The organism is Enterobacter sp. ENT03 (genome assembly GCF_019218745.1).
GTDB lineage: Bacteria > Pseudomonadota > Gammaproteobacteria > Enterobacterales > Enterobacteriaceae > Enterobacter_D.
This window is the reverse complement of sequence record NZ_JAHUXA010000011.1, coordinates 109,211-133,511: the sequence shown is the minus strand read 5'-3', so window position 1 is coordinate 133,511 and position 24,301 is coordinate 109,211. Positions and strand designations below refer to the sequence as shown.

28 protein-coding genes are annotated in these 24,301 nt (G+C 56.5%); 11 read left to right on the top strand and 17 right to left on the bottom strand.

All coding sequences use genetic code 11. The features are described 5' to 3' along the window. Positions 1 to 42: 42 nt before the first annotated feature. Positions 43 to 600, top strand: coding sequence for a YtfJ family protein (locus tag KW828_RS14940; RefSeq protein WP_088220582.1), 558 nt, complete (start codon positions 43 to 45; stop codon positions 598 to 600). On the opposite strand, the gene cysQ is transcribed toward KW828_RS14940, so the two are convergent. Further along, complete coding sequence (gene cysQ, locus KW828_RS14935) at positions 590 to 1,330, bottom strand: 3'(2'),5'-bisphosphate nucleotidase CysQ (protein ID WP_218337064.1); 741 nt, start codon at positions 1,328 to 1,330, stop codon at positions 590 to 592. The two genes, KW828_RS14940 and cysQ, sit on opposite strands and share 11 nt — an antisense overlap. 190 nt (positions 1,331 to 1,520) lie before the next feature. Between cysQ and KW828_RS14930 the strand changes: the two genes are divergently transcribed. Further along, positions 1,521 to 3,467, top strand: a complete 1,947-nt coding sequence (locus KW828_RS14930) for a bifunctional 2',3'-cyclic-nucleotide 2'-phosphodiesterase/3'-nucleotidase (protein WP_218337063.1) — start codon at positions 1,521 to 1,523, stop codon at positions 3,465 to 3,467. Between the two features lie 154 nt (positions 3,468 to 3,621). Here KW828_RS14930 and KW828_RS14925 read toward each other — a convergent pair whose 3' ends face one another. Further along, entirely contained in the window at positions 3,622 to 4,014 is a 393-nt protein-coding gene (locus KW828_RS14925; RefSeq protein WP_218337062.1) for a helix-turn-helix domain-containing protein, read from the bottom strand. 83 nt (positions 4,015 to 4,097) lie between these two features. On the opposite strand from KW828_RS14925, the gene KW828_RS14920 reads away from it, so the two are divergent. The 3 genes from KW828_RS14920 (at position 4,098) to KW828_RS14910 (ending at position 6,872) form a co-directional block, all read left to right on the top strand. Continuing rightward, positions 4,098 to 4,946 (top strand): SDR family oxidoreductase, encoded by an 849-nt coding sequence (locus tag KW828_RS14920; RefSeq protein WP_218337061.1) that lies wholly within the window; start codon positions 4,098 to 4,100, stop codon positions 4,944 to 4,946. Between the two features lie 81 nt (positions 4,947 to 5,027). Beyond that, positions 5,028 to 5,852: an AraC family transcriptional regulator gene (locus KW828_RS14915; RefSeq protein WP_218337060.1), complete on the top strand. Its 825-nt coding sequence runs from the start codon at positions 5,028 to 5,030 to the stop codon at positions 5,850 to 5,852. A gap of 75 nt (positions 5,853 to 5,927) precedes the next feature. Continuing rightward, a complete protein-coding gene (locus KW828_RS14910; protein WP_218337059.1) occupies positions 5,928 to 6,872 on the top strand; it encodes a DMT family transporter in 945 nt (314 codons plus the stop codon). A 294-nt stretch (positions 6,873 to 7,166) separates the two neighbouring features. On the opposite strand, the gene KW828_RS14905 is transcribed toward KW828_RS14910, so the two are convergent. After that, positions 7,167 to 8,816, bottom strand: coding sequence for a methyl-accepting chemotaxis protein (locus KW828_RS14905; protein ID WP_218337058.1), 1,650 nt, complete (start codon positions 8,814 to 8,816; stop codon positions 7,167 to 7,169). Between the two features lie 260 nt (positions 8,817 to 9,076). Between KW828_RS14905 and ytfE the strand changes: the two genes are divergently transcribed. Then, positions 9,077 to 9,739 (top strand): iron-sulfur cluster repair protein YtfE, encoded by a 663-nt coding sequence (gene ytfE, locus KW828_RS14900; protein WP_218337057.1) that lies wholly within the window; start codon positions 9,077 to 9,079, stop codon positions 9,737 to 9,739. 124 nt (positions 9,740 to 9,863) lie between these two features. On the opposite strand, the gene cycA is transcribed toward ytfE, so the two are convergent. Together cycA and fklB are read right to left on the bottom strand one after the other, a co-directional pair. After that, positions 9,864 to 11,291: a D-serine/D-alanine/glycine transporter gene (gene cycA, locus KW828_RS14895; RefSeq protein WP_218337056.1), complete on the bottom strand. Its 1,428-nt coding sequence runs from the start codon at positions 11,289 to 11,291 to the stop codon at positions 9,864 to 9,866. Between the two features lie 316 nt (positions 11,292 to 11,607). Next, a complete protein-coding gene (gene fklB / locus KW828_RS14890) occupies positions 11,608 to 12,228 on the bottom strand; it encodes an FKBP-type peptidyl-prolyl cis-trans isomerase (protein WP_218337055.1) in 621 nt (206 codons plus the stop codon). A gap of 232 nt (positions 12,229 to 12,460) precedes the next feature. On the opposite strand from fklB, the gene KW828_RS14885 reads away from it, so the two are divergent. Then, positions 12,461 to 13,111: a LysM-like peptidoglycan-binding domain-containing protein gene (locus KW828_RS14885; protein ID WP_218337054.1), complete on the top strand. Its 651-nt coding sequence runs from the start codon at positions 12,461 to 12,463 to the stop codon at positions 13,109 to 13,111. Between the two features lie 22 nt (positions 13,112 to 13,133). Here KW828_RS14885 and KW828_RS14880 read toward each other — a convergent pair whose 3' ends face one another. From KW828_RS14880 to ulaA, 11 genes are all read right to left on the bottom strand, one after another. Further along, positions 13,134 to 14,069: a DMT family transporter gene (locus tag KW828_RS14880; RefSeq protein ID WP_218337053.1), complete on the bottom strand. Its 936-nt coding sequence runs from the start codon at positions 14,067 to 14,069 to the stop codon at positions 13,134 to 13,136. A 155-nt stretch (positions 14,070 to 14,224) separates the two neighbouring features. Beyond that, entirely contained in the window at positions 14,225 to 14,674 is a 450-nt protein-coding gene (rplI, locus tag KW828_RS14875) for a 50S ribosomal protein L9 (protein ID WP_088220570.1), read from the bottom strand. Between the two features lie 41 nt (positions 14,675 to 14,715). Continuing rightward, positions 14,716 to 14,943 carry a 30S ribosomal protein S18 gene (gene rpsR / locus KW828_RS14870; protein WP_000135199.1) on the bottom strand — a complete coding sequence of 76 codons (228 nt, stop codon included), beginning with the start codon at positions 14,941 to 14,943 and terminating at the stop codon, positions 14,716 to 14,718. Positions 14,944 to 14,947: 4 nt separating this feature from the next. Beyond that, positions 14,948 to 15,262 carry a primosomal replication protein N gene (priB, locus tag KW828_RS14865; RefSeq protein ID WP_088220569.1) on the bottom strand — a complete coding sequence of 105 codons (315 nt, stop codon included), beginning with the start codon at positions 15,260 to 15,262 and terminating at the stop codon, positions 14,948 to 14,950. A 6-nt stretch (positions 15,263 to 15,268) separates the two neighbouring features. Further along, positions 15,269 to 15,664: a 30S ribosomal protein S6 gene (rpsF, locus tag KW828_RS14860; protein ID WP_218337052.1), complete on the bottom strand. Its 396-nt coding sequence runs from the start codon at positions 15,662 to 15,664 to the stop codon at positions 15,269 to 15,271. A gap of 180 nt (positions 15,665 to 15,844) precedes the next feature. Continuing rightward, positions 15,845 to 16,531 (bottom strand): L-ribulose-5-phosphate 4-epimerase, encoded by a 687-nt coding sequence (locus tag KW828_RS14855; RefSeq protein WP_218337051.1) that lies wholly within the window; start codon positions 16,529 to 16,531, stop codon positions 15,845 to 15,847. Further along, on the bottom strand, positions 16,531 to 17,385 hold the full coding sequence (locus tag KW828_RS14850) for an L-ribulose-5-phosphate 3-epimerase (protein ID WP_218337050.1): 855 nt from the start codon (positions 17,383 to 17,385) through the stop codon (positions 16,531 to 16,533). Before KW828_RS14850 ends, KW828_RS14855 begins: the two co-directional genes overlap by 1 nt. A gap of 9 nt (positions 17,386 to 17,394) precedes the next feature. Beyond that, positions 17,395 to 18,045 carry a 3-keto-L-gulonate-6-phosphate decarboxylase UlaD gene (locus tag KW828_RS14845; protein WP_218337049.1) on the bottom strand — a complete coding sequence of 217 codons (651 nt, stop codon included), beginning with the start codon at positions 18,043 to 18,045 and terminating at the stop codon, positions 17,395 to 17,397. Positions 18,046 to 18,057: 12 nt separating this feature from the next. Continuing rightward, positions 18,058 to 18,525: a PTS ascorbate transporter subunit IIA gene (ulaC, locus tag KW828_RS14840; protein WP_218337048.1), complete on the bottom strand. Its 468-nt coding sequence runs from the start codon at positions 18,523 to 18,525 to the stop codon at positions 18,058 to 18,060. A gap of 9 nt (positions 18,526 to 18,534) precedes the next feature. After that, a complete protein-coding gene (ulaB, locus tag KW828_RS14835; RefSeq protein ID WP_218337047.1) occupies positions 18,535 to 18,840 on the bottom strand; it encodes a PTS ascorbate transporter subunit IIB in 306 nt (101 codons plus the stop codon). 16 nt (positions 18,841 to 18,856) lie between these two features. After that, positions 18,857 to 20,251, bottom strand: a complete 1,395-nt coding sequence (gene ulaA / locus KW828_RS14830) for a PTS ascorbate transporter subunit IIC (RefSeq protein ID WP_218337046.1) — start codon at positions 20,249 to 20,251, stop codon at positions 18,857 to 18,859. A gap of 348 nt (positions 20,252 to 20,599) precedes the next feature. On the opposite strand from ulaA, the gene ulaG reads away from it, so the two are divergent. Together ulaG and ulaR are read left to right on the top strand one after the other, a co-directional pair. Next, a complete protein-coding gene (gene ulaG, locus KW828_RS14825; RefSeq protein ID WP_218337045.1) occupies positions 20,600 to 21,664 on the top strand; it encodes an L-ascorbate 6-phosphate lactonase in 1,065 nt (354 codons plus the stop codon). A gap of 121 nt (positions 21,665 to 21,785) precedes the next feature. Continuing rightward, positions 21,786 to 22,541: an HTH-type transcriptional regulator UlaR gene (gene ulaR, locus KW828_RS14820; RefSeq protein WP_218337044.1), complete on the top strand. Its 756-nt coding sequence runs from the start codon at positions 21,786 to 21,788 to the stop codon at positions 22,539 to 22,541. Here the strand turns inward: ulaR and yjfP are convergent. Further along, positions 22,538 to 23,260, bottom strand: a complete 723-nt coding sequence (gene yjfP, locus KW828_RS14815; protein WP_218337084.1) for an esterase — start codon at positions 23,258 to 23,260, stop codon at positions 22,538 to 22,540. The genes ulaR and yjfP overlap by 4 nt on opposite strands. Positions 23,261 to 23,446: 186 nt before the next feature. Here yjfP and bsmA point away from each other — a divergent pair, with 186 nt between their 5' ends. Together bsmA and yjfN are read left to right on the top strand one after the other, a co-directional pair. Then, on the top strand, positions 23,447 to 23,776 hold the full coding sequence (bsmA, locus tag KW828_RS14810) for a biofilm peroxide resistance protein BsmA (RefSeq protein ID WP_218337043.1): 330 nt from the start codon (positions 23,447 to 23,449) through the stop codon (positions 23,774 to 23,776). 152 nt (positions 23,777 to 23,928) lie between these two features. Continuing rightward, a complete protein-coding gene (gene yjfN, locus KW828_RS14805; protein WP_088220559.1) occupies positions 23,929 to 24,204 on the top strand; it encodes a DUF1471 family protease activator YjfN in 276 nt (91 codons plus the stop codon). The last annotated feature ends 97 nt before the right edge of the window (positions 24,205 to 24,301 follow it).

Here is a 24,301-nt window from a genome sequence, read left to right as displayed (position 1 = left end):
GTGGTCGGATCACCTGCAAACAATAATACAGAAGGAAACCTCATGACCCTACGCACTCTGCTGGCAGCCACCTGCCTGCTTCTGCCGCTGATGGCGTCTGCCCATCGCTTCGAAAACAATCAGCGCGTTCCGCCGGTTGGCATCGCCGACAGGGGGGAGTTGATCCTCAGTAATAATGAGTTTAGCTACAAAAAATGGAACAGCTCGCAGCTGCCTGGAAAAGTGCGAGTGGTGCAACATATTGCCGGTCGTTCGTCGGCAAAAGAGAAAAACGCGGCGCTGATTGAAGCGATCAAGTCGGCGAATTTGCCCCATGACCGCTACCAGACCACCACAATTATTAATACCGATGATGCCATTCCCGGCTCGGCGATGTTCGTGCGCAGCAGCATTGAGAGCAATAAAAAGCTCTATCCCTGGTCACAGTTTATTGTCGACAGCGATGGCGTGGCGCGAAAAGCCTGGCAGTTAGATGAAGAAAGCTCTGCGGTGGCGGTGCTGGATAAAGACGGACGGGTGCAATGGGCGAAAGATGGCTCGCTGACGCCGCAAGAAGCGCAGCAGGTGATCGCCCTGCTGCGTCAGTTACTCAGTAAATAGAGACCCGGAAGCCGGGATTGAGGAAGGATTCACGCGGCGTATAGTCGAGGGTTTTACCCTGCCAGTCGTGAACGTGCGCCCCGGCGGCGGCGGCCACCGCATGGCCCGCCGCCGTATCCCAGACGTTGGTTGGCCCAAAGCGCGGATAAAGCTGTGCCTGCCCTTCTGCCACCAGGCAGAATTTCAGCGACGAGCCAATGGAAGTGGTCTGATGCTCGCCCAGCTGTTGCAGGTACTCTTGCAGTTCATCGTCACTGTGTGAACGGCTGATCACCACCAGCGGCGGGCGGGCATCGCGCACCTGGATCGGCTTGCGGATGCCGCTCTCTTCTTTCCAGGCTTTCCCGTCGGCGGCGCCGTACATCACGTTAAGCACCGGCGCGTAGACCACGCCGAGTACCGGCTTACCCTCTTCGATCAGCGCAATGTTAACGGTGAACTCGCCGTTGCGTTTGATGAATTCTTTGGTGCCATCCAGCGGATCCACCAGCCAGTAACGCTGCCAGTGCTGGCGAACGTCCCAGGACGGCGGATCTTCTTCTGACAGCACCGGGATCGCCGGCGTTAAGGCCATCAGCCCCTGCACAATGATCTGGTGAGCGGCAATATCGGCCGCCGTGACGGGTGAGTCATCGGTTTTACTGGTGACGTCCATCGGCTGATGGCCGTCGTACACCTGCATAATCGCATCCCCTGCCTCGCGGGCAAGCTGACAAATCGCATCTAACATCGTCCACCTCTTTTTATTTTCAGTGGGTTAACTCGTTGTTTTACTTATATCGCATCATAAAGGGATCCGCCATCTGTGATAGTGATTCCGGTTTCCATAACAACTTTTATGGCAAGATTCACAATTCTGTAAGCAACAAAATGTAAATACATTCTCTTTTGTGGCTTAGATCTTAAAAAGGACATCTCTGATGATTAAGTTTAGCGCAACGCTCCTGGCCACGCTGATCGCCGCCAGCGTGCAGGCTGCAACGGTGGACCTCCGCATTATGGAAACCACTGATTTGCATAGCAATATGATGGACTTCGATTATTACAAAGATAGTGCGACAGAAAAATTCGGTCTGGTACGTACCGCCAGCCTGATTAACGCCGCCCGCAGTGAAGCCACTAACAGCGTACTGGTGGATAACGGGGACCTGATCCAGGGCAGCCCGCTCGGCGATTATGTTGCCAGCCACGGGCTGAAAAAAGGCGATGTGCACCCGGTGTATAAGGCATTAAATACCCTCGATTATGCGGTGGGTAACCTCGGCAACCACGAATTTAATTACGGTCTGGATTTTCTGCACAAGGCGCTGGGAGGCGCAAAATTCCCGTACGTTAACGCCAATATCATCGACGTTAAGACCAAAAAACCGCTATTCACCCCTTACATCATCAAAGATACCCGGGTAAAAGATAAAGACGGCAAAACCCATACCCTGCGCATCGGCTATATCGGTTTTGTGCCGCCGCAGATCATGACCTGGGATAAAGCCAATCTCAACGGCAAAGTCACGGTCAACGACATCACCGAAACCGCGCGCCGCTATGTGCCGGAGATGCGCCAAAAAGGCGCGGATCTGGTGGTCGTGGTGGCTCACTCCGGGCTGTCAGCCGATCCTTATCAGGCGATGGCGGAAAACTCCGTCTACTACTTAAGCCAGGTGCCGGGAGTCGATGCCATTCTGTTCGGCCATGCCCATGCGGTATTCCCGTCAAAAGACTTCGCCAGTATTAAGGGCGCGGACGTGGAGAACGGCAAGCTGAACGGCGTGCCGTCGGTGATGCCGGGCATGTGGGGCGATCATCTGGGCGTGGTGGATCTGACGCTGAACAATGACAGCGGCAAGTGGCAGGTCACGCACTCGAAAGCGGAAGCGCGTCCGATTTACGATGCGGTGGCGAAAAAATCGTTGGCTGCCGAAGACAGCAAGCTGGTTAAGGTGCTCAAGCACGATCACGACGCCACGCGGGAGTTCGTCAGCAAGCCGATCGGTAAATCCGCCGATAACATGTACAGCTATCTGGCACTGGTGCAGGACGACCCGACGGTGCAGGTGGTGAACAACGCGCAAAAAGCTTACGTTGAACGCTTTATTCAGGGCGATCCGGATCTGGCAAAACTGCCGGTGCTGTCCGCCGCCGCGCCGTTCAAAGTGGGTGGCCGTAAAAACGACCCGGCGAGTTTTGTTGAGGTGGAAAAAGGCCAGCTCACCTTCCGTAACGCCGCCGATCTCTATCTTTATCCGAACACGCTGGTGGTGGTGAAAGTCAGCGGTAGCGAGCTGAAAGAGTGGCTGGAGTGCTCCGCCGGGCAGTTTAATCAGATCGATGTTAACAACAGTAAGCCGCAGTCGCTGATCAACTGGGACGGTTTCCGTACTTATAACTTCGATGTGATCGACGGCGTGAACTACCAGATCGACATCACGCAGCCAGCGCGCTACGACGGCGAATGCCAGAGCGTGAACCCGAAAGCAGAGCGCATTAAAGATCTGACCTTCAAGGGTAAACCGGTCGATCCGGCGGCGACCTTCCTTGTCGCCACCAATAACTACCGCGCTTACGGCGGCAAGTTTGCCGGTACCGGCGACAGCCATATCGCCTTTGCCTCGCCGGATGAAAACCGCGCCGTGCTGGCAAAATGGATTGGTGATGAGTCGGCGCGCGCAGGAGAGATCCACCCGGCAGCGGATAACAACTGGCGTCTGGCATCGATCCACAGCAAAACGCCGCTCGATATTCGCTTTGAAACCTCGCCGTCGGAAAAAGCCGCGGCCTTTATCAAAGAGAAGGCACAGTACCCGATGAAAAACACCGGAACCGATGACATCGGTTTCGCGATTTATCAGGTGGATTTAGGCGGGAAATAAACCCCGCCATATATTAGCCGACGAAACGCCCGGCGGCGCAGGCTTGCCGGGCCTACATGTTCACCATCTCGTAGGCCGGGTAAGGCGTAGCCGCCACCCGGCATATAGCACGCCATCCCCCAGGCCGGGTAAGGCGAAGCCGCCTCCCGGCACTTTACGCCGCGCGCTCGTCGCGAACCGCCAGCACCTGCGGCAAATTCAGCTCGATCCAGTCTGCCAGATCCGCCACTTTCTCACTCACCTGCTCGCCCAGCGGCGTCAGGCTGTATTCCACATGCGGCGGTACCACCGGGTACGACACCCGATTGATAAAACCATCCTGCTCCAGCCATTGCAGGCTTTGGGACAGCATTTTCTCGCTGACGCCGCCCATCTTGCGGCGCAGTTCGCTAAAGCGGTGCGTGCCGTCGCGCAACGCCATCAGGATCAGGACACCCCAACGGCTGGTGACATGTTTAAGCACATCGCGGGAGGGGCACTGCTCGGCAAAGAGATTGCCGTCGCGCAGCTGTTCGCTGAGCGTGGCCGGGCGGTCGACTTTTTTCATACTAACCTTTTTGTACGTACTTACTAAAAGTGAGTTAGGGTGCTAGTGTCTCATAACACACCCCAGAGACGAAGGAGTTTTCCATGATTGCGATCACCGGCGCCACCGGCCAGCTTGGCCAGTTAGTTATTGCCGCCCTGCTGAAATCCGTTCCCGCCAGCCAGATCGTGGCTGTTGTGCGTAACCCGGCAAAAGCCGATGCGCTGGCCCAACAGGGCATCGTGGTGCGCCAGGGCGATTACGGCGACGAAGCGGCATTAACCCGCGCACTGAACGGCGTGGAGAAACTGCTGCTCATCTCCTCCAGCGAAGTCGGCCAGCGTGCCGTCCAGCACCGTAACGTCATTAATGCTGCCAAGGCCGCGGGCGTCGGCTTCATTGCCTACACCAGCGTGCTGCATGCGGATACCTCACCGCTCGGCCTCGCCACAGAACATATCGAAACGGAAAACATGCTCGCGGCCTCCGGCATTCCTTATGCACTGCTGCGTAACGGCTGGTACAGCGAAAACTATCTCGCCAGCGCCCCGCCGGCGCTTGAGCACGGTGTGTTTCTCGGCGCTGCCGGTGACGGCAAAATCGCCTCGGCCACCCGCGAAGACTACGCCGCTGCCGCCGCCAAAGTGATCAGCGAAGAGGGTCATGCCGGTAAGGTGTATGAACTGGCGGGCGATACGGCCTGGACGCTCAGCGAGCTGGCGGCGGAGCTGTCTGCGCAGAGCGGTAAAAACGTGGTCTATCAGAACCTCAGCGAAGCCGAGTATGCCGCGGCGCTGCGTGGTGTCGGCCTGCCGGACGCCTTCGCCAGCCTGCTGGCGGATTCCGACACCGGGGCGTCGAAAGGCGGCCTGTTTGATGACAGCCATACGCTCAGCAAACTGATTGGTCGCCCGACCACGCCGCTGGCAGACAGCATTAAAGCCATGCTGTAACTGTTACAAACTGGTTAATTTTTGTAGCATGCCGCCGGGTCATCCTTAATAATGATGGCATGACCCTGGCGGAGAGAGCATGTGCAAGGCGTACCGGAACAGTTCAGCGATGAGAAAGACCGCGCCCGTTTTCGGCACCTGCCGCAGTTGCCCGGCGTCGAGCTGTATCAGGCGCATATCTCCCGTTACGCCTTTGAACCGCATACCCATGAAGCCTTCGGTATTGGTGCCATAGAAGCCGGTGCCGAGCGCTTTCGCTATCGCGGTGCCCAGCACGTCGCCCCGGTGAATTCCGTCGTCACCATGAACCCTGATGAACTGCACACCGGCGAAGCGGAAACCGCTGACGGCTGGCGCTACCGCATGATTTATCTCGAGCCTGACCTGCTGGAGCAGGTCACCGGCATCCGCCACTGGTGGTTTGCCGACGCGTCGCGTCACGATCCGCTGCGTTCGCGGCAGATCTGCGCCCTGATCCACGCGCTGTGGCATACCGACGACACGCTGGCGCAGCAGGGGTTTCTGCTCGATCTGATCGATGCCTTTCAGCCGCTGGCCCGCCATGCGCCGGTAAGTACCGAAGCGGCGCACCGTTTTGAGCGGGTGCGGGAATACCTGCACGACAACTATATGCAGCCGCTGACCCTCGACGAACTGGCGCGCGTGGCGTCACTCAGCCCGTACCATTTTCAGCGCCAGTTCAAGGCGCACTATCATGTCACCCCGCATCAGATGCTGATGGCGATCCGCCTGTGGCGGGCAAAAAACTTCCTCACCCACGGCCTGCCCGCCGCCGATGTCGCCGCCTTGACCGGCCTTACCGATCAGTCGCACCTGACCCGCGCCTTTACCCGCCGCTATGGCATCACGCCGGTACGCTATCAGAAGCAGGTTGCCCGCCGCTGATGCGCAATCTCATACAATATTCTTCCCCTGCCCTTCCCTACACTGATGACCAACCAAAACGGTCTGGAGGGCAGAATGATTAGTGGTGTGCTGTACGCCCTGGCGGCAGGGTTAATGTGGGGACTGATTTTTGTCGGGCCGCTGCTGGTGCCGGATTATCCGGCGATTTTACAGTCCACCGGACGCTATCTGGCTCTCGGGCTTATCGCTATACCGCTGGCCTGGCTGGGGCGCGGACGTCTGCGCCAGTTGAGCCGCCAGGACTGGCTGACTGCGCTGGCGCTGACCATGGCGGGTAACCTGATTTATTACGTCTGTCTCGCCAGCGCCATTCAGCGCACCGGCGCGCCCGTCTCGACGATGATCATCGGCACGCTGCCGGTGGTGCTGCCGGTGCTGGCGAATCTGCTCTACAGCCAGCGCGACGGCAAGCTGCCGTGGCTGCGCCTTACCCCCGCGCTGCTGTGCATTACCGCAGGGCTGGTGTGCGTGAACATCGCCGAGCTACGACACGGGCTGCCGGATTTTAGCGTGTGGCGCTATGGTTCCGGGATCGCGCTGGCGCTGGTGTCGGTGGTGTGCTGGGCGTGGTATGCGCTGCGTAATGCCCGCTGGCTACGGGAAAATCCGACCCGGCATCCGATGATGTGGGCCACGGCGCAAGGCCTGGTAACGCTGCCGGTGTCGCTGGCGGGCTATGTGGCGGCCTGTCTGTGGTTACAGGCGGATCAGCCCGCGTTTGCGCTGCCGTTTGGTCCGCGGCCGCTGGTGTTTATCGGCCTGATGACGGCGATTGCCATTTTGTGTTCATGGGTGGGTGCGCTGTGCTGGAATCTTGCCAGCCAAAAACTGCCGACGGTGATCCTTGGGCCATTGATCGTCTTCGAAACGCTGGCGGGCTTGCTGTATACCTTTTTGCTACGCCAGAGCGTCCCGCCGTTGTTGACGGCGTCAGGCATTGCCTTGCTGGTGGTGGGAGTGGTGATCGCGGTACGGGTAAAACGGGTGGTGAGCGGGTAAGGTTGCCGGGTGGCGGCTACGCCTTACCCGGCCTACAAGGTAGCCAGACGCCGCAAAGGTGCGACGCCGCGTACCAGGTTAAGTATGTAGGCCCGGCAAGCGTGCGCCGCCGGGCATCAGGTTAAGTATGTAGGCCCGGCAAGCGTGCGACGCCGCGCATCGGGTCAAGTATGTAGGCCCGGCAAGCATGCGCCGCCGGGCGTCAGGTCAAGTATATAGGCCCGGCAAGCGTGCGCCGCCGGGCGTCAGGTCAAGTATATAGGCCCGGTAAGCGTGCGCCGCCGGGCATCGGGTTTAGAAGGTTTCCCAGTTCGCGTCGGTGGTCGCGGCTACCGGCTTCATTTTCACCGCTGCCGGGCGCGTGGTCGCTACAGCCGCTGGCGCGCGACGGTTCACTTTGAACACCGCCACGGTATCGTTAAGCAGGGACGCCTGCTCTTCCAGCGCTGCCGCAGCGGCAGCGGATTCTTCCACCAGCGAGGCGTTCTGCTGCGTGACGCGATCCATCTCAGCCACCGCCTGACCGACCTGATCGATACCACGACTTTGCTCGTCGGAGGCCGACGCGATTTCGCCCATGATGTCGGTCACGCGGGTGACGGCGCTGACGATTTCCGCCATGGTTTCACCGGCTTCGTGCACCAGTGCGGAACCGGCATCCACGCGACTACCGGAATCGTCGATCAGTGCTTTGATCTCTTTAGCCGCCTGCGCACTGCGGCTTGCCAGGGTACGGACTTCACCGGCGACTACCGCAAACCCACGACCCTGCTCACCGGCACGGGCGGCTTCCACCGCGGCGTTCAGCGCCAGAATATTGGTCTGGAAAGCAATGCCGTCGATGACGTTGGTGATCTGCGCGATTTTGCTGGAGCTGGTGGCAATTTCGTCCATCGTGCGCACCACGCCGTCCACCACTGCACCGCCTTTCTGCGCGGTTTCAGAGGCCGTTTTCGCCAGCTGCGTCGCCTGACGGGCGTTGTCGGCATTCTGCTTCACGGTCGCGGTCAGCTGTTCCATGCTGGCAGCGGTTTCTTCCAGCGAAGCGGCCTGTTGCTCAGTACGGGAAGAGAGATCGTTACTGCCGGCAGAGATTTCACCCGCGCCGGTAAAGATGGTATCCGCGCCATCGCGCACTACGCTGACGGTTGTCGCCAGCGCCTGCTGCATGTCGCGCACGTTAGACGCCAGCAGTGCCATTTCGTTTTTGCCTTCTGCATCAATCTGATGCGTCAGATCGCCCGCCGCGATATGGCGGATATGGCCCATCACTTCATGTAACGGCTTGAGCAGTACACGCTGCATCGCGATCCAGCTGGCCACGATCACCGCCGCGACCAGCAGCATAATGGCGCCCACGATCCACATGATGCGCACATAATCCTTTTCGTTATCGATGACGCCTTTATTCGCCAGATCGGCCTGCACGGCGCGCCATTCACGATAGACGCTCTGCATGGCGTTCTGTTTCTTTTCTGCGCCCTGCTTGAACATCGCTTCCAGCTCACCCGCCGCCAGCAGGCGGTTCATTTCGGTCAGCGTGGTGGAATAGATTTCGTACTGTTTTTCCAGTTCCGGCGGCAGGCGGGGATCCATACCCGGCGTTTCCGGCAGTGCATCGTAGATTTCAAAATGCTTATGCGCATCGGCCAGCAGGTTTTTCGCGGTGTTCACCAGTTCACCCAGTTCGCCGCCGTTGATTTGGCTCGCGGTGCTGCTTTGCAAACGTAACATACCGCGGTTAAGCGTCACGCGGGCCTGGTTAAGGCTGATCCAGGCGTCGGTAAATTCCGCCACGTTCTGGCTGGCAACCTGAGAGACCGTAAAGTTGTTTTTGTCATTTTTGAGCGCGTTGATAAACACGCCCGCCGCAATAAGTTGCATCGCGCCAAGGACGAAAAGCACCATAATCAACAGGGTTATAACTTTTACACGTTTAAACATCGGGAACCTTTTATCGGATGCAGGATTTTTATGTGACGGGGGTATATCGGCAGGTTTTAACGCTTGTTTAACGAAGATATTGCACACTTGATACCAAATATTCACTTTAACAAGTAGTTTCAATGCGTTATGACCCGTAAATTTTTGTGACGCAGCGCACAAAATAGGACGAATAAATCCCATCACTCATCAGGGGTATAGCGCCCGCTTAAAGATGTATTTAAAATGCATCTTATATTCCGACTACTGAGGTAACTGTCATGGCCTTTCGCGATCAACCTTTAGGTGAGCTGGCGCTGTCCATTCCCCGCGCTTCTGCCCTGTTCCGTCAATACGATATGGATTACTGCTGTGGGGGTAAGCAAACGCTGGCCCGTGCCGCCGCGCGCAACGAGCTGGATGTGGAGATGATTGAAGCACAGCTGGCGAAACTGGCCGAGCAGCCGCCGGAGAAAGACTGGCGCACAGAACCGCTTGCAAACATCATCGACCATATCATCGTGCGCTATCACGATCGCCACCGCGAGCAGTTGCCGGAGCTGATTTTACAGGCCACCAAAGTTGAACGAGTCCACGCCGATAAGCCCAACGTGCCGCGCGGCCTGACCAAATACCTGACCATGCTGCATCAGGAGCTTTCCAGCCACATGATGAAAGAGGAGCAGATCCTCTTCCCGATGATCAAACAGGGAATGGGCAGTCAGGCTGCCGGGCCGATTAACGTCATGGAAAGCGAGCATGATGAAGCGGGTGAACTGCTGGAGGTGATCAAACATACCACCCAAAACGTGACGCCGCCGCCGGAAGCCTGCACCACCTGGAAAGCGATGTATAACGGCATTAATGAACTGATTGACGATCTGATGGAACACATCAGCCTGGAAAATAACGTGCTGTTTCCGCGAGCGTTAAGCGGAGAGTAATCCCGTTGCCCGGAGGCGCTACGCTTACCGGGCCTACATTTTGCAGACCGGATAAGCGCAGCAGCACCGCGCAGGATTACGGTGTAGGCCGGATAAGCACAGTGCCATCCGGCATTACAGGCGACTATTGGCGCATACGTGCCATACGCTTCTTACCCACTAAGAACCAGAACGCACCCAGCACAATAAACCACAGCGGCGTGACGAGCAGCGCCTGGCGGGTATCTTCTTCCAGCGTCAGCAATACCAGTACAAAGGCGAAGAACGCCATACATACCCAGCACATCACCTTGCCCAGCGGCATCTTATAAATCGACTTTTCATGCAGATGGGGACGCTGTTTGCGGTAGACCAGATACGAGCAAAGAATAATGGTCCACACGAACATGAAGAGGATCGCTGACACCGTGGTGATCATGGTGAACGCCGAGATCACGCTTGGATTGACGTAGAGCATCACCACGCCGCCCAGCAAACAGATGCAGGAGAAGGTCAGGCCCGTCGCCGGTACCGCGCGTTTTGACAGCTTACCGAAGCTTTTCGGCGCGGCCCCGTCTTGCGCCAGACCGAACAACATACGGCTGGTGGAGAATACGCCGCTGTTCGCCGACGATGCGGCTGAGGTCAGCACCACAAAGTTGATAATGCTCGCTGCCGCCGGTAAACCGACGAGGATAAACAGCTCCACGAACGGGCTCTTATCCGCCACCACTGAGCTCCACGGCGTCACCGACATAATAATGATCAGCGCAAACACGTAGAACATGATGATGCGGATCGGAATAGAGTTAATGGCGCGCGGCAGGGATTTTTCCGGGTCTTTGGTTTCTGCGGCGGTCGTGCCGACCAGCTCAATCCCCACGAAGGCAAACACCGCGATCTGGAAACCGGCAAAGAAACCACTGATGCCTTTCGGGAACCAGCCGCCGTCATTCCACAGATGCGCGAAAGAGGCCTGCACGCCGCTCGGCGAGGTAAATTCGGTCAGCACCATCACCAGGCCCACCACGACCAGCCCGACAATGGCGACAATCTTGATCATCGCGAACCAGAATTCCATTTCGCCAAACATCTTCACCGTCGCGAGGTTAAGGCTCAGCAACAGCAGGATCACCGCCAGCGAAGCCACCCAGTCGGATAAGTTGGGGAACCAGAATTGCGCATAGGACGTGATCGCCACCACGTCGGCCATGCCGGTCACTACCCAACAAAACCAGTAGGTCCAGCCGGTGAAATAGCCCGCCCACGGCCCCAGTAAGTCGGCGGCGAAATCGCTGAACGACTTATATTCCAGATTCGACAGCAGCAGCTCGCCCATGGCGCGCATCACGAAAAACAGCATAAAGCCGATGATCATATAGACGAATATGATCGACGGGCCGGCAAGACTGATGGTTTTTCCTGAGCCCATAAACAGGCCGGTGCCGATAGCACCGCCGATGGCAATAAGCTGGATATGACGGTTGGTGAGATTGCGCCGTAGCGACTGTTCAGCCGGAGCCTGCTGGTCAGCAGCCTGCTGGTCAGCGGCGACCTTCGTTTGATCTACCATGTATTTTTTCCTGTACCTGTCTGTGTTGTTGAGGCTCTTCTGGCCTTTCATGGTGTCACGTGCGTGACAATGCCTGGATTTTTGACTCATCGATAGTAGGTAAGAATCGGCGGGATGAATACTGTGATTTAAATGAGATGTTAAATTTATGTTTAAACTGAGTGTTATATCACTTCGTCTGTGCGAATTAGGTCACAAAAATACACGCAACAAATGCATTTGCAAGATTAAATATCGACTCTGAACCAAAGAATGGCATATGTGCACAGAAACGACGCCCCCTCCCCGTTAAGGGAGAGGGATCGTTGGAGGGGAATTACAGGATTTCCAGCAATTCCACTTCGAAGACCAGCGTGCTGAACGGCGGAATAGACGCGCCTGCGCCACGCTCACCGTACGCCAGGTTCTGCGGAATGGTCAGTTCCCACTTCGAGCCAACCGGCATCAGGGTCAGCGCTTCGATCCAGCCTGGGATCACGCCGTTAACCGGGAATTCAGCCGGTTCGCCGCGAGCCACGGAGCTGTCAAACACGGTGCCGTCGATCAGTTTACCGGTGTAATGCACACGCACACGGTCAGTACGGGCCGGGATCGCGCCTTCGCCCTGCGTCAGTACACGGAACTGCAGACCGGATTCGGTGCTGTTCACGCCGTCTTTTTCACGGTTTTCGTCCAGATACTTCACGCCTTCAGACGCCATCGCTTCGAAGCGCTCGCGACGTACTGCATCAGCGCGTTCGTGGATTTCACGCAGGGCGCGGTGAACCACATCGACCGGCACTGCCGGCTGAGTGCCTGCCAGCGCATCGGCAATGCCCGCTACCAGTGCTTCCGGTAACAGCCCCTGCAGGCCAGACTCGCTTAGTTGCTGCCCTACCTGCAAGCCAATGCCGTAGCTTGCCTGCGCTTCGATAGTGTCAAAAGTCGGGGTTGTCATGGGTTTTCCTTTCATCGCATTTAAAGTAGCGGGCAGCATAGCAGTCAGGCTGCGACGGGTAAAACTTTGTCGCGGTGATTGATGACAAATCGCAGGGAAAAAGAAACAATGGTCGCCGTAAGATTATTCCCGAACAGATGTCACGAAAGACCGGTTTGCCACGCTCATCAGGCAGTTACCCATCTATACTCAGTGACACAGGATACTAACGACGCGGAGCAGGAGGATAGCCATGCCCGGGCGATTTGAACTGAAACCAACCCTGGCGAGGATCTGGCACGCGCCGGACAACGTGCGCATCATGGATCCGCTCCCGCCGGGTCATCGCCGTGGCATTATTTTTGCCGCTGCGCTGATCGTCATTGGATTCTTGCTGCCGACTACTGACAACAACGATGCGCCGTCGGCCACGCGCGATGCGCAGCTCGACCTGCAGTCACAGTCCCAATCGCAACAGATGCAATCCGCACAGCCTGAACAGCCGCCGCTGGTATCATCGCCGCCACAAAATGACGGCCAGGTGGCACCCATCACGCCTGAGCCGATTCAGGAGCAGGAACAGGAGCAGCCGCAGACTACGCAGAATAGCGCCCCGTTGCAGGAGCCGACCGGCATTGAGCAGCAGTGGCGCACTTATCGCGTCGAGCCGGGCAAAACGCTGGCGCAGCTGTTCCGCGACCATAATTTACCACCGACGGATGTCTATGCGATGGCGCAGGTGGAAGGCAACGGTAAACCGCTCAGCAATCTGCAAACCGGGCAGATTGTGAAGATCCGTCAGAACGCTAACGGCGTGGTCACCGGGCTGACGATTGAAACCAGCGGCGACCAGCAGGTGCTGTTTACCCGTCAGACGGATGGCAGCTTTATCCGCGCACGCTAATCGCCACTCACAGCGGGGAACGTCAGGCGTTCCCCTGTTTTACTTTATTCACCCACCAGATGCCCGAGCAGACCAGCACCAGCGCCACCGCATATTTCCATTCGAGAATGTTCTCGCCTAAGAAAATCGACGACAGCACCGCGCCCGACACCGGGATCAGGAAGTTAAACGGCGCGATCATGCCCACGCGGTTGTACTTCAGCAGAATACTCCACAGCGCAAAGGCCACCGATGACAGCAGCGTCAGATAGCCCAGAATGGCTACTGAAGAAAATCCATGTACGGTGAGCGAGCCGCCCGACAGATAGCCGCCCACCACCAGCGCCAGCCCGCCCATTCCCAACTGATAGCCGGTCATGACCGTCGGATCCACTGTTTGCGAGATACGTTTGCCGTACAGCGTAGCCGCCGAAAGAATAAACGCCGCCAGCACCACCGAGCCGTCACCCAGCAGCGTGAAGCTAAAGTCCATGCCGCTGTTGAAGTTAACCACCATCACCCCGGCAAAGCCCAGCACGCAGCCCAGCGTTTTGTTGTAGCTCAGTTTGTCATTCTGATAGATGAAATGCGCCAGCAGCACACTGAAAAAGGTGCCGGTGGCGTTCATGATCGAGCCTTTCACGCCTGTGGTGAACGCCAGCCCGATATAAAAGAAGATGTACTGCAAAGAGGTTTGCGTCAGGCCAAGCACGGCGAGCTGGCCGTACTGGCGACCACTGAGGCGGGCAATGGGTTTACGCTGCATCATGGCGAACAGCAGCAGCAACAGCCCGGCAAACAGGAAGCGATAACCAGCAAAGACGATTTTTGATGGAATATCATCGGTGGCGATCTGAAAAATCTCGTAGCCGCTCTTAATCGCCGGATAGGCGCTACCCCACAGCAGGCAGCAGAGCGCGGCCCCCATATAGACGACGTTTTTGCGGGCAAACAGAGGTGTCTGGTGGTTTGTATCCATGCTTTACCAAAAAATAAAATAACGTTTTATTTTTCTATTATCGCGAAAAGGTAAAGCAATAGCCAGTCAGAAAAGTGTCAGGTGCGTGGAAGGCAGAAAAGCAAAACGCCGGCACAAGGCCGGCGTTTCGTTGTTATCAAAACGTGGGTTGCAGATTACTCAGCAACAACGTTGATGATAACTTTAGCGAACACTTCGCTGTGAACCTGGAAGCTCACTTCGTGCTCACCAGTGGTACGCAGAACGCCGTTCGGTAAACGAACTTCGCTCTTAGCCACGTCAACGCCAGCTGCAGTTACAGCGTCAGCGATGTCGCGAGTACCGATGGAACCGAACAATTTACCTTCGTCGCCTGCTTTAGACGCGATGGTAACAGTGCCCAGTGCGTTGATTTTCTCAGCGCGAGCTTCAGCAGCGGACAGAACGTCAGCCAGTTTGGCTTCCAGTTCAGCACGGCGTGCTTCGAAGAATTCAACGTTTTTCTTGGTAGCAGGAACAGCTTTACCCTGCGGTACCAGGAAGTTACGAGCATAACCCGCTTTAACGTTAACCTGATCACCCAGGCTACCCAGGTTTGCTACTTTATCAAGCAGAATAACTTGCATTACCTTATCCTCTCAAAGTCGTATTAATGGACCGTGACCGATTACTGATGACGATCAGTGTACGGCAGCAGGGACAGGTAGCGAGCGCGTTTGATAGCGCGAGCCAGCTGACGCTGATATTTTGCACGGGTACCGGTGATACGGCTTGGGACAATCTTACCGCTTTCGGTGATGTAGTTTTTCAGCGTTGCGATATCTTTATAGTCGATCTCTTGAACGCCTTCCGCGGTGAAACGGCAGAACTTGCGACGACGGAAATAACGTGCCATTTGGCTAGTCTCCAGAATCTATCAATTCAATCTGCTCGGCATGCAGTACCATTTTTGTCAGTCCGTTCTTTGCCTTATGGCAACTAATGAACCCCTGAACGGTGACTGCGCTACCGACCGTTATACTGTGAGTAATGGCCTGGTTCTCGTGCCCGCTGATTATTACAGGCATCTGACACCACGCCTGCCGGTGAAAACCGGCTTCCTCTTGCACAGAACGGTGCTCAAGCACGAACTGGCAATGAGGTATTCCTGATGGACTGACCTTTCGAAGGGGCATCCTGCACACAGTGCCGGACAACACCAGACGGTTGGTCATCAGAAATTACTCTTCAGAATCCCCAGCATCATCAGCATCTGCGGTTTCGCTTGCGAAATCATCGCGACGCTCACGGCGCTCGTCTTTCGCTTTAACCATCGGAGATGCTTCAGTAACAGCGTGTTTGGTACGCATAACCATGCTGCGGATAACGGCATCGTTGAAGCGGAAGTTTGTTTCCAGCTCATCGATCGCTTCCTGCGGTGCTTCAACGTTCATCAGAACGTAGTGGGCTTTGTGCAGTTTATTGATCGGGTAAGCCAGCTGACGGCGGCCCCAGTCTTCCAGACGGTGGATCGTACCTTCTGCTGCAGTGATTGCACCAGTGTAACGCTCGATCATACCCGGAACCTGTTCGCTCTGGTCAGGATGGACCATAAAAACGATTTCGTAATGACGCATCGAATTGCTCCTTACGGATTATTCAGCCTCCTGTCAGGGTCAGCCGCGGCCCATGGAAGCAAGGAACGTGTTTGAAAGGCGGCTGAAAAATTGACGCGTAATCATACTTGCGACGCCCATCGAACTCAAGCGAATTGCACAAATAATTCGCATACCGCGCAAAACGGGTCTACGCGCTATTTACTGCTGCCCATAATAGGCATCAGGGCCGTGCTTGCGCAGAAAATGCTTCTCTAGCAGATAGCCATCAATGGGTTTTAACTGCGGGTTAATGCCGCAGGAAATCCACGCCATACGCGCGACTTCCTCCATCACCACCGCATTATGCACCGCGTCTCCGGCGTCTTTACCCCAGGCAAAAGGCCCGTGCTGATACACCACCATCCCCGGCCTGTGCAGCGGATCGGCGTCCCCCAGGGTTTCAATGATGACCTTGCCGGTGTTCAGCTCATAGTCGTCCCGCACTTCCTGTTCGGTTAACGCGCGGGTGCAGGGAATATCACCGGCGAAATAATCCGCGTGGGTCGTGCCCAGCGCCGGGATCGCTCGTCCGGCCTGCGCCCAGGCTGTCGCGTGGGTTGAGTGGGTATGCACCACGCCACCAAGCGCAGGATAACGGCGATACAGCGCCAGATGCGTGGCGGTATCCGAGGAGGGACGCAGATGGCCGTGCAGCACCGCGCCGGTGAGGTCAACAATCACCATATCGTCGGGCGTCATGGTTTCATACGCTACGCCGCTCGGTTTGATCGCCACCCAGCCGCGCTCGCGATCGATGGCGCTGACGTTGCCCCAGGTAAACGTCACCAGCCCGTAACGCGGCAGCGCCATATTGGCGTCATACACCTGCTGTTTGAGTTGCTCCATTATCCCGCCTCCTGTAAACCGGCCCGCGCCATGCGTTCACGTACCCAGTCCCGCGCCTTCGTCACCTCGGCTGCCGGATCTGCCGCTGTTTCGCTCCACATTTCAATCAGATACGGCCCGCAATAGCCGCTCTTTCTGAGGGTGTCGAAGCAACGTTCAAAATCCACCACGCCTTCGCCAAAGGGGACATTTTTAAACTCACCCGGACGGGTATCTTTGACGTGTACCGCGACGATATGACCGATCCCGGCCTGCAATTCCATCTGCACGTCGTTATCCCAGGCCGACAGGTTGCCGATGTCCGGGTAGAGCTGGAACCAGGGGTTATTGAGGTAATGCGCGTAGCCCAGCGCTTTGCTGATGGAGTTCATTAGCGGGTAGTCCATGATCTCCATCGCCAGCGTCACCTGGGCGCGGCTCGCCATCACCACGCTCTCTTTCAGCCCGTCGCGAAAGCGGCGGCGCGTTTCATCGCTCGCCTGCTGGTAATAGACGTCGTAACCCGCCAGCTGGATCACACGAATACCGACGTCCTGCGCGAACCGGATCGCCTTACGCATGATCTCAAGCCCGTGCTGGCGCACGTGGTCATCTTCACTGCCGAGCGGAAAGCGACGGTGCGCGCTCAGGCACATGGACGGCACCCGCACGCCGGTTTCGGCAATGGCATTGACCAGCGCCAGCCGCTGCTCGCGGCTCCAGTCGAGGCGCGAAAGGCGGACATCGGTTTCATCTACTGACATTTCGACAAAATCAAACCCCAGCGTTCTGGCGCGCTGAAGGCGCTCAACCCAGCACTCCCCGGCGGGGAGTGCTTTTTCATAGATGCCAAGCGGCACCTGTTTCGACAACATAGCCGCTCCTTAGCCCCACAGCTGCGCGATGGTACGCTTGAACTGCCGGGCAGCTTCCACCGGCGAGGCAGCGTCACGGATACTGCGCCCGGCGATAAACACATGGATGGGAATGCCCTGAAACAGCGGCAGATCTTCCAGCGCCAGCCCGCCAGTAACCGTCACCTTAAAGCCCATATCCGCCAGACGCCTGATGGCGGTAATGTCCGACTCGCCCCACGCCACACCTGCCGCCTGCGCATCACGGCTGCGATGATAAACAACCTGCCCGATCCCGGCATCACGCCAGCCCTGCGCCTGCTCCCAGGTCCAGTAACCCGTCAGTTCAATCTGCACATCGCCGTTGAACTCCTGGGCCACTTCCAGCGCGCCTTTGGCGGTGTTCAGATCCGCACAGCAGATCACCGTCACCCAGTCGGCGTTTGCCTCGAAACACATGCGCGAGAGGATTTTCCCGGCGTCGGCAATTTTGGCGTCCGCCAGCACGATTTTATGCGGATAGAGTGCTTTCAGATCGCGAACCGCGCGCACGCCTTCGCCCACGCACAGGATGGTGCCGACTTCAATAATATCCACCTCTTCAGCAATCAGACGGGTGGTCTCATACGCGTGGGAAAGCGTCTGGTTATCCAGCGCCACCTGCAACATTGGTAATGCCATGGTAAGTCCCTCTTAAACAGCCGCCGCATTGGCGTAATCGATAAGATCCAGCACGTCCTGCGCAGTGCGGCAGGCGCGTAAGCGATCAAAATTGGCTTCGTCGTCAAACAGGTTGACGATCTGCATGATGCCCACTTCCTGATGGGTGTTAGCGTCTACCGCCGCCATGGTGATGAGAATATCCACCAGATCGTTATCCTCGTGGTTAAACGACAGCGGGGTTTTCAGCGTTATCAGGGAGAATCCGGTGCGTTTGACGCCCTCATCCGGGCGGCCATGGGGCATGGCCAGGCCGGGAGCGATAACAAAATAAGGGCCATACTGCGCCACGCCGTCGAGGATCGCCTGGTAATAGCGCGGCTCTACCACATCAGCGTCGACCAGCAGATCGACGCCGATTTTCACCGCCTCCTGCCAGGTGCTGGCCTCGACCTGCAAGCGAATCGAGTTATTTTCCACCAGCGAATCACGTAATTTCATTGAGCACCCTTACTTCATATCCTGAGGAAAATGCGCGGCAATCACTTCCATCAGCTTTGGTCCAAAATCAGCCGGCGACAGCATGTTGCGCACGCCGACCACGTATTTATTGCCGCTGACGGTGATTTCACCGGCAATGTGGGTGGACGCAATAATCACATCGGCACCGTTCAGCTCGCTTTTGTATTCGCCCACGGCGCAGCTGTTCACACTGTGATCCACGCCCTGTTGCGTCAGGAACTGATCCACTTTCATTTTCATGATCATGGAACTGCCCTGCCCGTTACCGCATACCGCCAGAATTCGTACAGTCATTACGTAACTCCTTTTATTAAGCAGAAGGTTCTGCCAGAGGGTGTTCTGCATCTTCTTCCGCACGCAGCGCGCGTCCTGCGAAGAACATGTATACCAGCGCGATCAGGATGATGACGCCCATAAACCACAGGCCGAGGGTGAAACCCTGCATCATCGGCGGCGCCAGAATCGACCAGTCCGCCATACCCATCCACGCGCTCATGCCGGTGAGTTTTACTGCCCACACGCAGCCAAAGATTTCGATCATGCCCATCACCAGGCAAATTTTGAGCGCCGCCCGCCAGCCGCCGAAATGGTTGGCAAAGACGCCGATGGTGGCGTTAGAGAAGAACATCGGGATAAAACCGGGAATGATCAGAATGGAGGAGCCGCAGGCCAGCAAAATACCCACGGCAATCAGCTGACCGACGGTACCCCACATAAAGCCCCACACCACCGCGTTAGGCGCGAAGCTGTAGATGGCTGCGCAGTCGATAGCCAGCACGGCGCCGGGGATCAGCCGCTGGGAGATGCCGTTGAACGCTTCCGAGAGTTCAGCGACGAACATCCGCACGCCCTGCACGATGATGAAAATCGCCACCGCGAACTGGAAACCGGTTTGCAGGATGTAGATCGTCCAGTGGGTTTTACCGGCCATCGCCTGGACCACATCAAGCCCAAAGGAGATGAGGATCGCGCCGAAAAACAGAGTCATGACGATGGCGGTAGAGACGATATTGTCGTGGAAAATATTCAGCCAGCCGGGCAGTTTCAGATCCTCCACGCTCTCCTCTTTTTTGCCGAGGAACGGGGCGAGCTTATAAGCCAGCCAGGAGGCAAACTGCTGCTGATGGCCAATGGAAAAACCGCAATTGTCGGTCACCTCCTGCGTGGGCTTGTACATCATGTTGGAGGTGATCCCCCAGTACAGCGATACCAGCACTGCCGTGCAGACGATAGTGGTCCACATCGGGTAGCCGAGGATAAAAAAGAACACGGCAATAAGCCCGGCCTGCTGAAACATAATGTGGCCGGTCAGCATGATGGTGCGGATACCGGTCACGCGGCGGAACAGCACATAGACAATGTTGAGCGCCAGCGCCAGCAACACCGCATACCCCACCCAGCTGTAGGCCTCGCCCATGCGTTCAATGGTGGCCATCATCGACGCATAGGTGTCCGAGATAGCGCCATTAATGCCGTAAACCTCCGACATTTTCGCCACGACCGGTTTAAAGGTGCTGGTCAGAATGCCCGACCCTGCCTGTAACAGCATGAAGCCGATAATGGTTTTGATGGTGCCTTTGACGATCACACTGACGCTTTTGCGCAGCAGGATATAGCCCAGGCAGGTGACGATACCCAGCAGCAACGGGGCATTGGTCATGACCTGGTTAAAGAAAACGGTAAAGACGCTGTAGAGGATCTCCATAACTCTCTCCGGAGGGTAAGGGGGCACCGGGCATCGGTACCGGGTGTGCCCACACTCTACCAATCACAAATAATCACCAAAAGATTGAATTTGATTATTTGTGATGCGCTGCGCAAATTATTTCCACACCACGACAAAGCCCATTCACTCACAACTAAAATTAATACTATTTACAGAGAGATATAAAAATACACCCCGTGTTTTCAGCGCGTTAAAATCACAAAATCAGAACGTTCCTCGCATAAATACTGCAAATCATCTCGTTGCATTGCTGAAAAAAGCGTGACAACATGAATCAATAACAATCACTATTTGATTACATTTGACATGAAAAGCGAGGAGTACAGAATGAGTAAAGTGGAGAGCATCAGCCGTGAATCATGGATCCTCAGCACCTTTCCGGAGTGGGGAAGCTGGCTGAATGAAGAAATTGAGCAGGAGCAGGTCGCACCAGGCACCTTTGCCATGTGGTGGCTCGGCTGTACCGGCATCTGGCTGAAATCAGAAGGGGGCGCCAACCTCTGCGTCGATTTCTGGTGCGGCACCGGCAAACAAAGCCACGGCAATCCACTGATGAAAACCGGCCATCAGATGCAGCGTATGGCAGGCGTCAAAAAGCTTCAGCCGAATCTGCGCACCACGCCTTTTGTGCTCGATCCCTTTGCCATTCGGCAGATCGACGCGGTGCTCGCCACCCACGATCACAACGATCATATCGACGTGAACGTGGCGGCGGCGGTGATGCAAAACTGCCCGGAGACGGTGCCCTTTATTGGCCCGCAGACCTGCGTCGATTTATGGACGGGCTGGGGGGTGCCGCGCGAGCGCTGCATCGTCGTCAAACCGGGCGATGTGGTGAAGATAAAAGACACTGAGATCCATGCGCTTGACGCGTTTGATCGCACGGCGCTGATCACCCTGCCTGCGGATCAGAAAGCCGCCGGGATCCTGCCGGACGGCATGGACGAGCGCGCGGTGAATTATCTGTTTAAAACGCCGGGCGGCTCGCTCTACCACAGCGGGGATTCACACTACTCGAATTATTATGCGAAGCACGGCAATGATCATCAGATCGACGTGGCCCTCGGCTCGTACGGCGAAAATCCGCGCGGTATCACCGACAAAATGACCAGCGTTGACATGTTACGTATGGCGGAATCACTGAACGCGAAAGTGGTGATCCCGTTCCATCATGATATTTGGTCAAATTTCCAGGCGGATCCGCAGGAGCTGCGCGTGCTGTGGGAGATGAAAAAAGATCGTCTGCAGTACGGTTTCAAACCTTTCATCTGGCAGGTGGGCGGCAAATTCACCTGGCCGCTGGATAAAGACAAGTTTGAATACCACTACCCGCGCGGCTTTGACGACTGCTTTACCACCGAGCCTGATTTACCCTTTAAATCCTTCCTGTGATCGCCACAGGCTTCACGTCCGGCGGCCTGTGCTGCCGGACGGGCATTTTTTTACTCACGCTTAGTAATTGCAGGCTATTTCAAATATCATCTAAAAAAATCATTATTTATCGGAATAGCTCATGACGGAAGCGCAACGACATCAAATTCTGCTGGAACTGTTGGCACAAACGGGCTTTATCACCGTCGAGCAGGTGATGGCGCGGCTGGATGTCTCCCCCGCCACCGCCCGGCGGGACATCAATAAGCTCGACGAGAGCGGCAAACTGAAAAAGGTCCGTAACGGCGCAGAGGCGATCAGCCAGCAGCGACCGCGCTGGTCGCCGATGAACATTCATCAGGCGCACAATCTGGATGAAAAAGTGCGTATCGCCAGGGCCGCCTCGCAGCTGGTAAAGCCTGGGGAGAGCGTCGTCATCAACTGTGGATCGACCGCCTTTTTACTGGGCCGCGAAATGTGCGGTAAGCCGGTGCAGATCATCACCAACTATCTGCCGCTGGCGAATTACCTGATCGATCAGGAGCACGAGAGCGTGGTGATCATGGGTGGACAGTACAATAAAAGCCAGGCCATCACCCTCAGCCCGCAGGGCAGCGAAAACAGCCTCTACGCCGGGCACTGGATGTTTACCAGCGGAAAAGGCTTAGCCGCCGATGGTCTGTACAAAACCGATATGCTGACCGCCATGGCAGAGCAGAAAATGCTGAATGTCGTCGGAAAACTGGTGGTTCTGGTGGACAGCAGCAAAGTCGGCGAGCGCGCCGGGATGCTGTTCAGTCGCGCCGATCAGATCGACATGGTGATCACCGGCAAAGCGGCCAACCCTGACATCATCAAGCAGCTCGAAAGTCAGGGTGTGAAGGTGATGTGCGTTTAAAGGTGCGCGCGGAAGAAATCGACGGTGGCCGCCAGCGCGACGGGCGTAATGCGATGCTTCACCCCCGCTTCCCATACGCAGGTTAGCTGCTGATCCAGCCCGGCCTGCGTCAGCGCCTGCTGTAACCGCCAGCTCTCCTCTGCCGGAACGACGTCGTCCTCCTCGCCGTGCCACAGCAGCAGTGGCCGGTCTGCCAGACGCGGTAAATGTCGGGAGACGTCCCGGTCGGCAAGCGGGGCTATCGCCTGTTGCAGATCGTCAGGCGGAAACAGCGTGCGGGCAAGCGTAGTGAAGTAACCGGAGCCCATCAGGCTGGCGACGCATTTCACCTCCGGGTGCTGCGTCATGATGCCCAGCGCGGTCATGCCGCCCATCGACGCACCGCCTACCGCCAGCCGGGCATCCTTGATCAGTCCTTCGTCATAAAGCGCCTTTTGCAGCGCAGCAAACTCCAGCAGATTGCTGTGCAGGATCTGCCAGAACTGCCCGAGCCGCGCGATGGCGTCGCCGTTGAATCGCGCGCCGTGATCGCGAGCGTCCGGCATCACCACTCTCATTCCCGCCTGCGCCAGCGCAACGGCAAAGTAGCTGTACACCAGTTTCGATGAGCTAAACCCGTGGTAAAACACCACTGTCGGCAGCGGTTGTTCACGCTGCCCGGCGGGGGTGGCATGAAGGATTTCAATCCCGGCAAGGTGCCGCGTTTCAAGTTCAATCATCATCTTCTCCTGGGTTATTTTGCAGATATGCCATGCAGGGCCGCATTACGCAAGCCAGGAGCGGCGATGCTTTGCCATAATGTTGAGATGTCCATTACGCTTTTGGGTGATTTTCAGTCGAAAATCACGTTGTAGATAACAATTCGGGAACATTCCCCCAAAGGGGAATTCACGAGGAACTACACTATGGCAATCAGGAAACGGGAAATAACGATGAGTCGGTTCGCCCCTGTTGTGCTGGCATTATTACTGAGCGGCTGTAGCGTATTGCAGGGCACGCCACAGCCCCCGCCCCCGGCGAAAAGTCAGCCACAGGAGATCAGCCGTAATCAGACGGAAGGTTTGCAGCGTCTGGGCACCATCAGCGTGATGGTTAAAGGCTCTCCCATGGATGCGGAGGAGGAAATAAAGGCCAAAGCCGCTGCTGCTCACGCTGATTATTACGTCATTATTCTTAATGACGATACGGTATTCACTGGCCAGTGGTATTCGCAGGCCATTCTGTATCGTCAGTAACGGTCCGTTGCTTTTTAAGGTTGATTTACACTGCTTTGCACCTTTAGACGTATTCCTGTGCACAATGAATTCGATGCTTCGGCAAAGGAGAGGATTTATACGCGATGGATTGCCCTGCCATGACTCAGGGTCACGTTAAATGGAGCTGACAAATGAAACGATCGCTTGCTTTAACCACATTGCTGCTCTCCGTTGGCTTAGTAAGCACAACGGCGCAGTCTGCCGAGTTTGCCAGCGCCGATTGCGTCACCGGGCTGAATGAAATCGGCCTGATCTCGGTGAATAATGTTTATGGCAGTGCACAGGATGTGGAACGGGTCATCGCCTTTAAGGCGGATGAGCAAGGCGCATCCTGGTATCGCATTATTGCGATGCAGGAGGATTTGCGGGCCGATAACTGGCGCGTTCAGGCCATTCTGTATGCGTAGCTCTCCGAAGCCACCTTTTATGGTGGCTCTCCTTTATGTTGCTTTTAAATTACCTTACTGTTACTAAGTCAATAATTTCTTGTTACTTTTTGTTACA

Excerpts from the sequence above, each read along its gene's own strand:
- KW828_RS14920 (WP_218337061.1), top strand. The coding sequence starts at position 4,098 with ATGATTGCGATCACCGGCGCCACCGGCCAGCTTGGCCAGTTAGTTATT.
- ulaG (WP_218337045.1), top strand. The coding sequence starts at position 20,600 with ATGAGTAAAGTGGAGAGCATCAGCCGTGAATCATGGATCCTCAGCACC.
- bsmA (WP_218337043.1), top strand. The coding sequence starts at position 23,447 with ATGGCAATCAGGAAACGGGAAATAACGATGAGTCGGTTCGCCCCTGTT.
- ulaR (WP_218337044.1), top strand. The coding sequence starts at position 21,786 with ATGACGGAAGCGCAACGACATCAAATTCTGCTGGAACTGTTGGCACAA.
- rpsF (WP_218337052.1), bottom strand. The coding sequence starts at position 15,664 with ATGCGTCATTACGAAATCGTTTTTATGGTCCATCCTGACCAGAGCGAA.
- KW828_RS14940 (WP_088220582.1), top strand. The coding sequence starts at position 43 with ATGACCCTACGCACTCTGCTGGCAGCCACCTGCCTGCTTCTGCCGCTG.
- rplI (WP_088220570.1), bottom strand. The coding sequence starts at position 14,674 with ATGCAAGTTATTCTGCTTGATAAAGTAGCAAACCTGGGTAGCCTGGGT.
- yjfP (WP_218337084.1), bottom strand. The coding sequence starts at position 23,260 with ATGATTGAACTTGAAACGCGGCACCTTGCCGGGATTGAAATCCTTCAT.
- ulaB (WP_218337047.1), bottom strand. The coding sequence starts at position 18,840 with ATGACTGTACGAATTCTGGCGGTATGCGGTAACGGGCAGGGCAGTTCC.
- cysQ (WP_218337064.1), bottom strand. The coding sequence starts at position 1,330 with ATGTTAGATGCGATTTGTCAGCTTGCCCGCGAGGCAGGGGATGCGATT.
- fklB (WP_218337055.1), bottom strand. The coding sequence starts at position 12,228 with ATGACAACCCCGACTTTTGACACTATCGAAGCGCAGGCAAGCTACGGC.
- KW828_RS14930 (WP_218337063.1), top strand. The coding sequence starts at position 1,521 with ATGATTAAGTTTAGCGCAACGCTCCTGGCCACGCTGATCGCCGCCAGC.
- KW828_RS14905 (WP_218337058.1), bottom strand. The coding sequence starts at position 8,816 with ATGTTTAAACGTGTAAAAGTTATAACCCTGTTGATTATGGTGCTTTTC.
- priB (WP_088220569.1), bottom strand. The coding sequence starts at position 15,262 with ATGACCAACCGTCTGGTGTTGTCCGGCACTGTGTGCAGGATGCCCCTT.
- ytfE (WP_218337057.1), top strand. The coding sequence starts at position 9,077 with ATGGCCTTTCGCGATCAACCTTTAGGTGAGCTGGCGCTGTCCATTCCC.
- rpsR (WP_000135199.1), bottom strand. The coding sequence starts at position 14,943 with ATGGCACGTTATTTCCGTCGTCGCAAGTTCTGCCGTTTCACCGCGGAA.
- KW828_RS14845 (WP_218337049.1), bottom strand. The coding sequence starts at position 18,045 with ATGGCATTACCAATGTTGCAGGTGGCGCTGGATAACCAGACGCTTTCC.
- yjfN (WP_088220559.1), top strand. The coding sequence starts at position 23,929 with ATGAAACGATCGCTTGCTTTAACCACATTGCTGCTCTCCGTTGGCTTA.
- KW828_RS14910 (WP_218337059.1), top strand. The coding sequence starts at position 5,928 with ATGATTAGTGGTGTGCTGTACGCCCTGGCGGCAGGGTTAATGTGGGGA.
- KW828_RS14855 (WP_218337051.1), bottom strand. The coding sequence starts at position 16,531 with ATGGAGCAACTCAAACAGCAGGTGTATGACGCCAATATGGCGCTGCCG.
- KW828_RS14880 (WP_218337053.1), bottom strand. The coding sequence starts at position 14,069 with ATGGATACAAACCACCAGACACCTCTGTTTGCCCGCAAAAACGTCGTC.
- cycA (WP_218337056.1), bottom strand. The coding sequence starts at position 11,291 with ATGGTAGATCAAACGAAGGTCGCCGCTGACCAGCAGGCTGCTGACCAG.
- ulaC (WP_218337048.1), bottom strand. The coding sequence starts at position 18,525 with ATGAAATTACGTGATTCGCTGGTGGAAAATAACTCGATTCGCTTGCAG.
- ulaA (WP_218337046.1), bottom strand. The coding sequence starts at position 20,251 with ATGGAGATCCTCTACAGCGTCTTTACCGTTTTCTTTAACCAGGTCATG.
- KW828_RS14885 (WP_218337054.1), top strand. The coding sequence starts at position 12,461 with ATGCCCGGGCGATTTGAACTGAAACCAACCCTGGCGAGGATCTGGCAC.
- KW828_RS14850 (WP_218337050.1), bottom strand. The coding sequence starts at position 17,385 with ATGTTGTCGAAACAGGTGCCGCTTGGCATCTATGAAAAAGCACTCCCC.
- KW828_RS14925 (WP_218337062.1), bottom strand. The coding sequence starts at position 4,014 with ATGAAAAAAGTCGACCGCCCGGCCACGCTCAGCGAACAGCTGCGCGAC.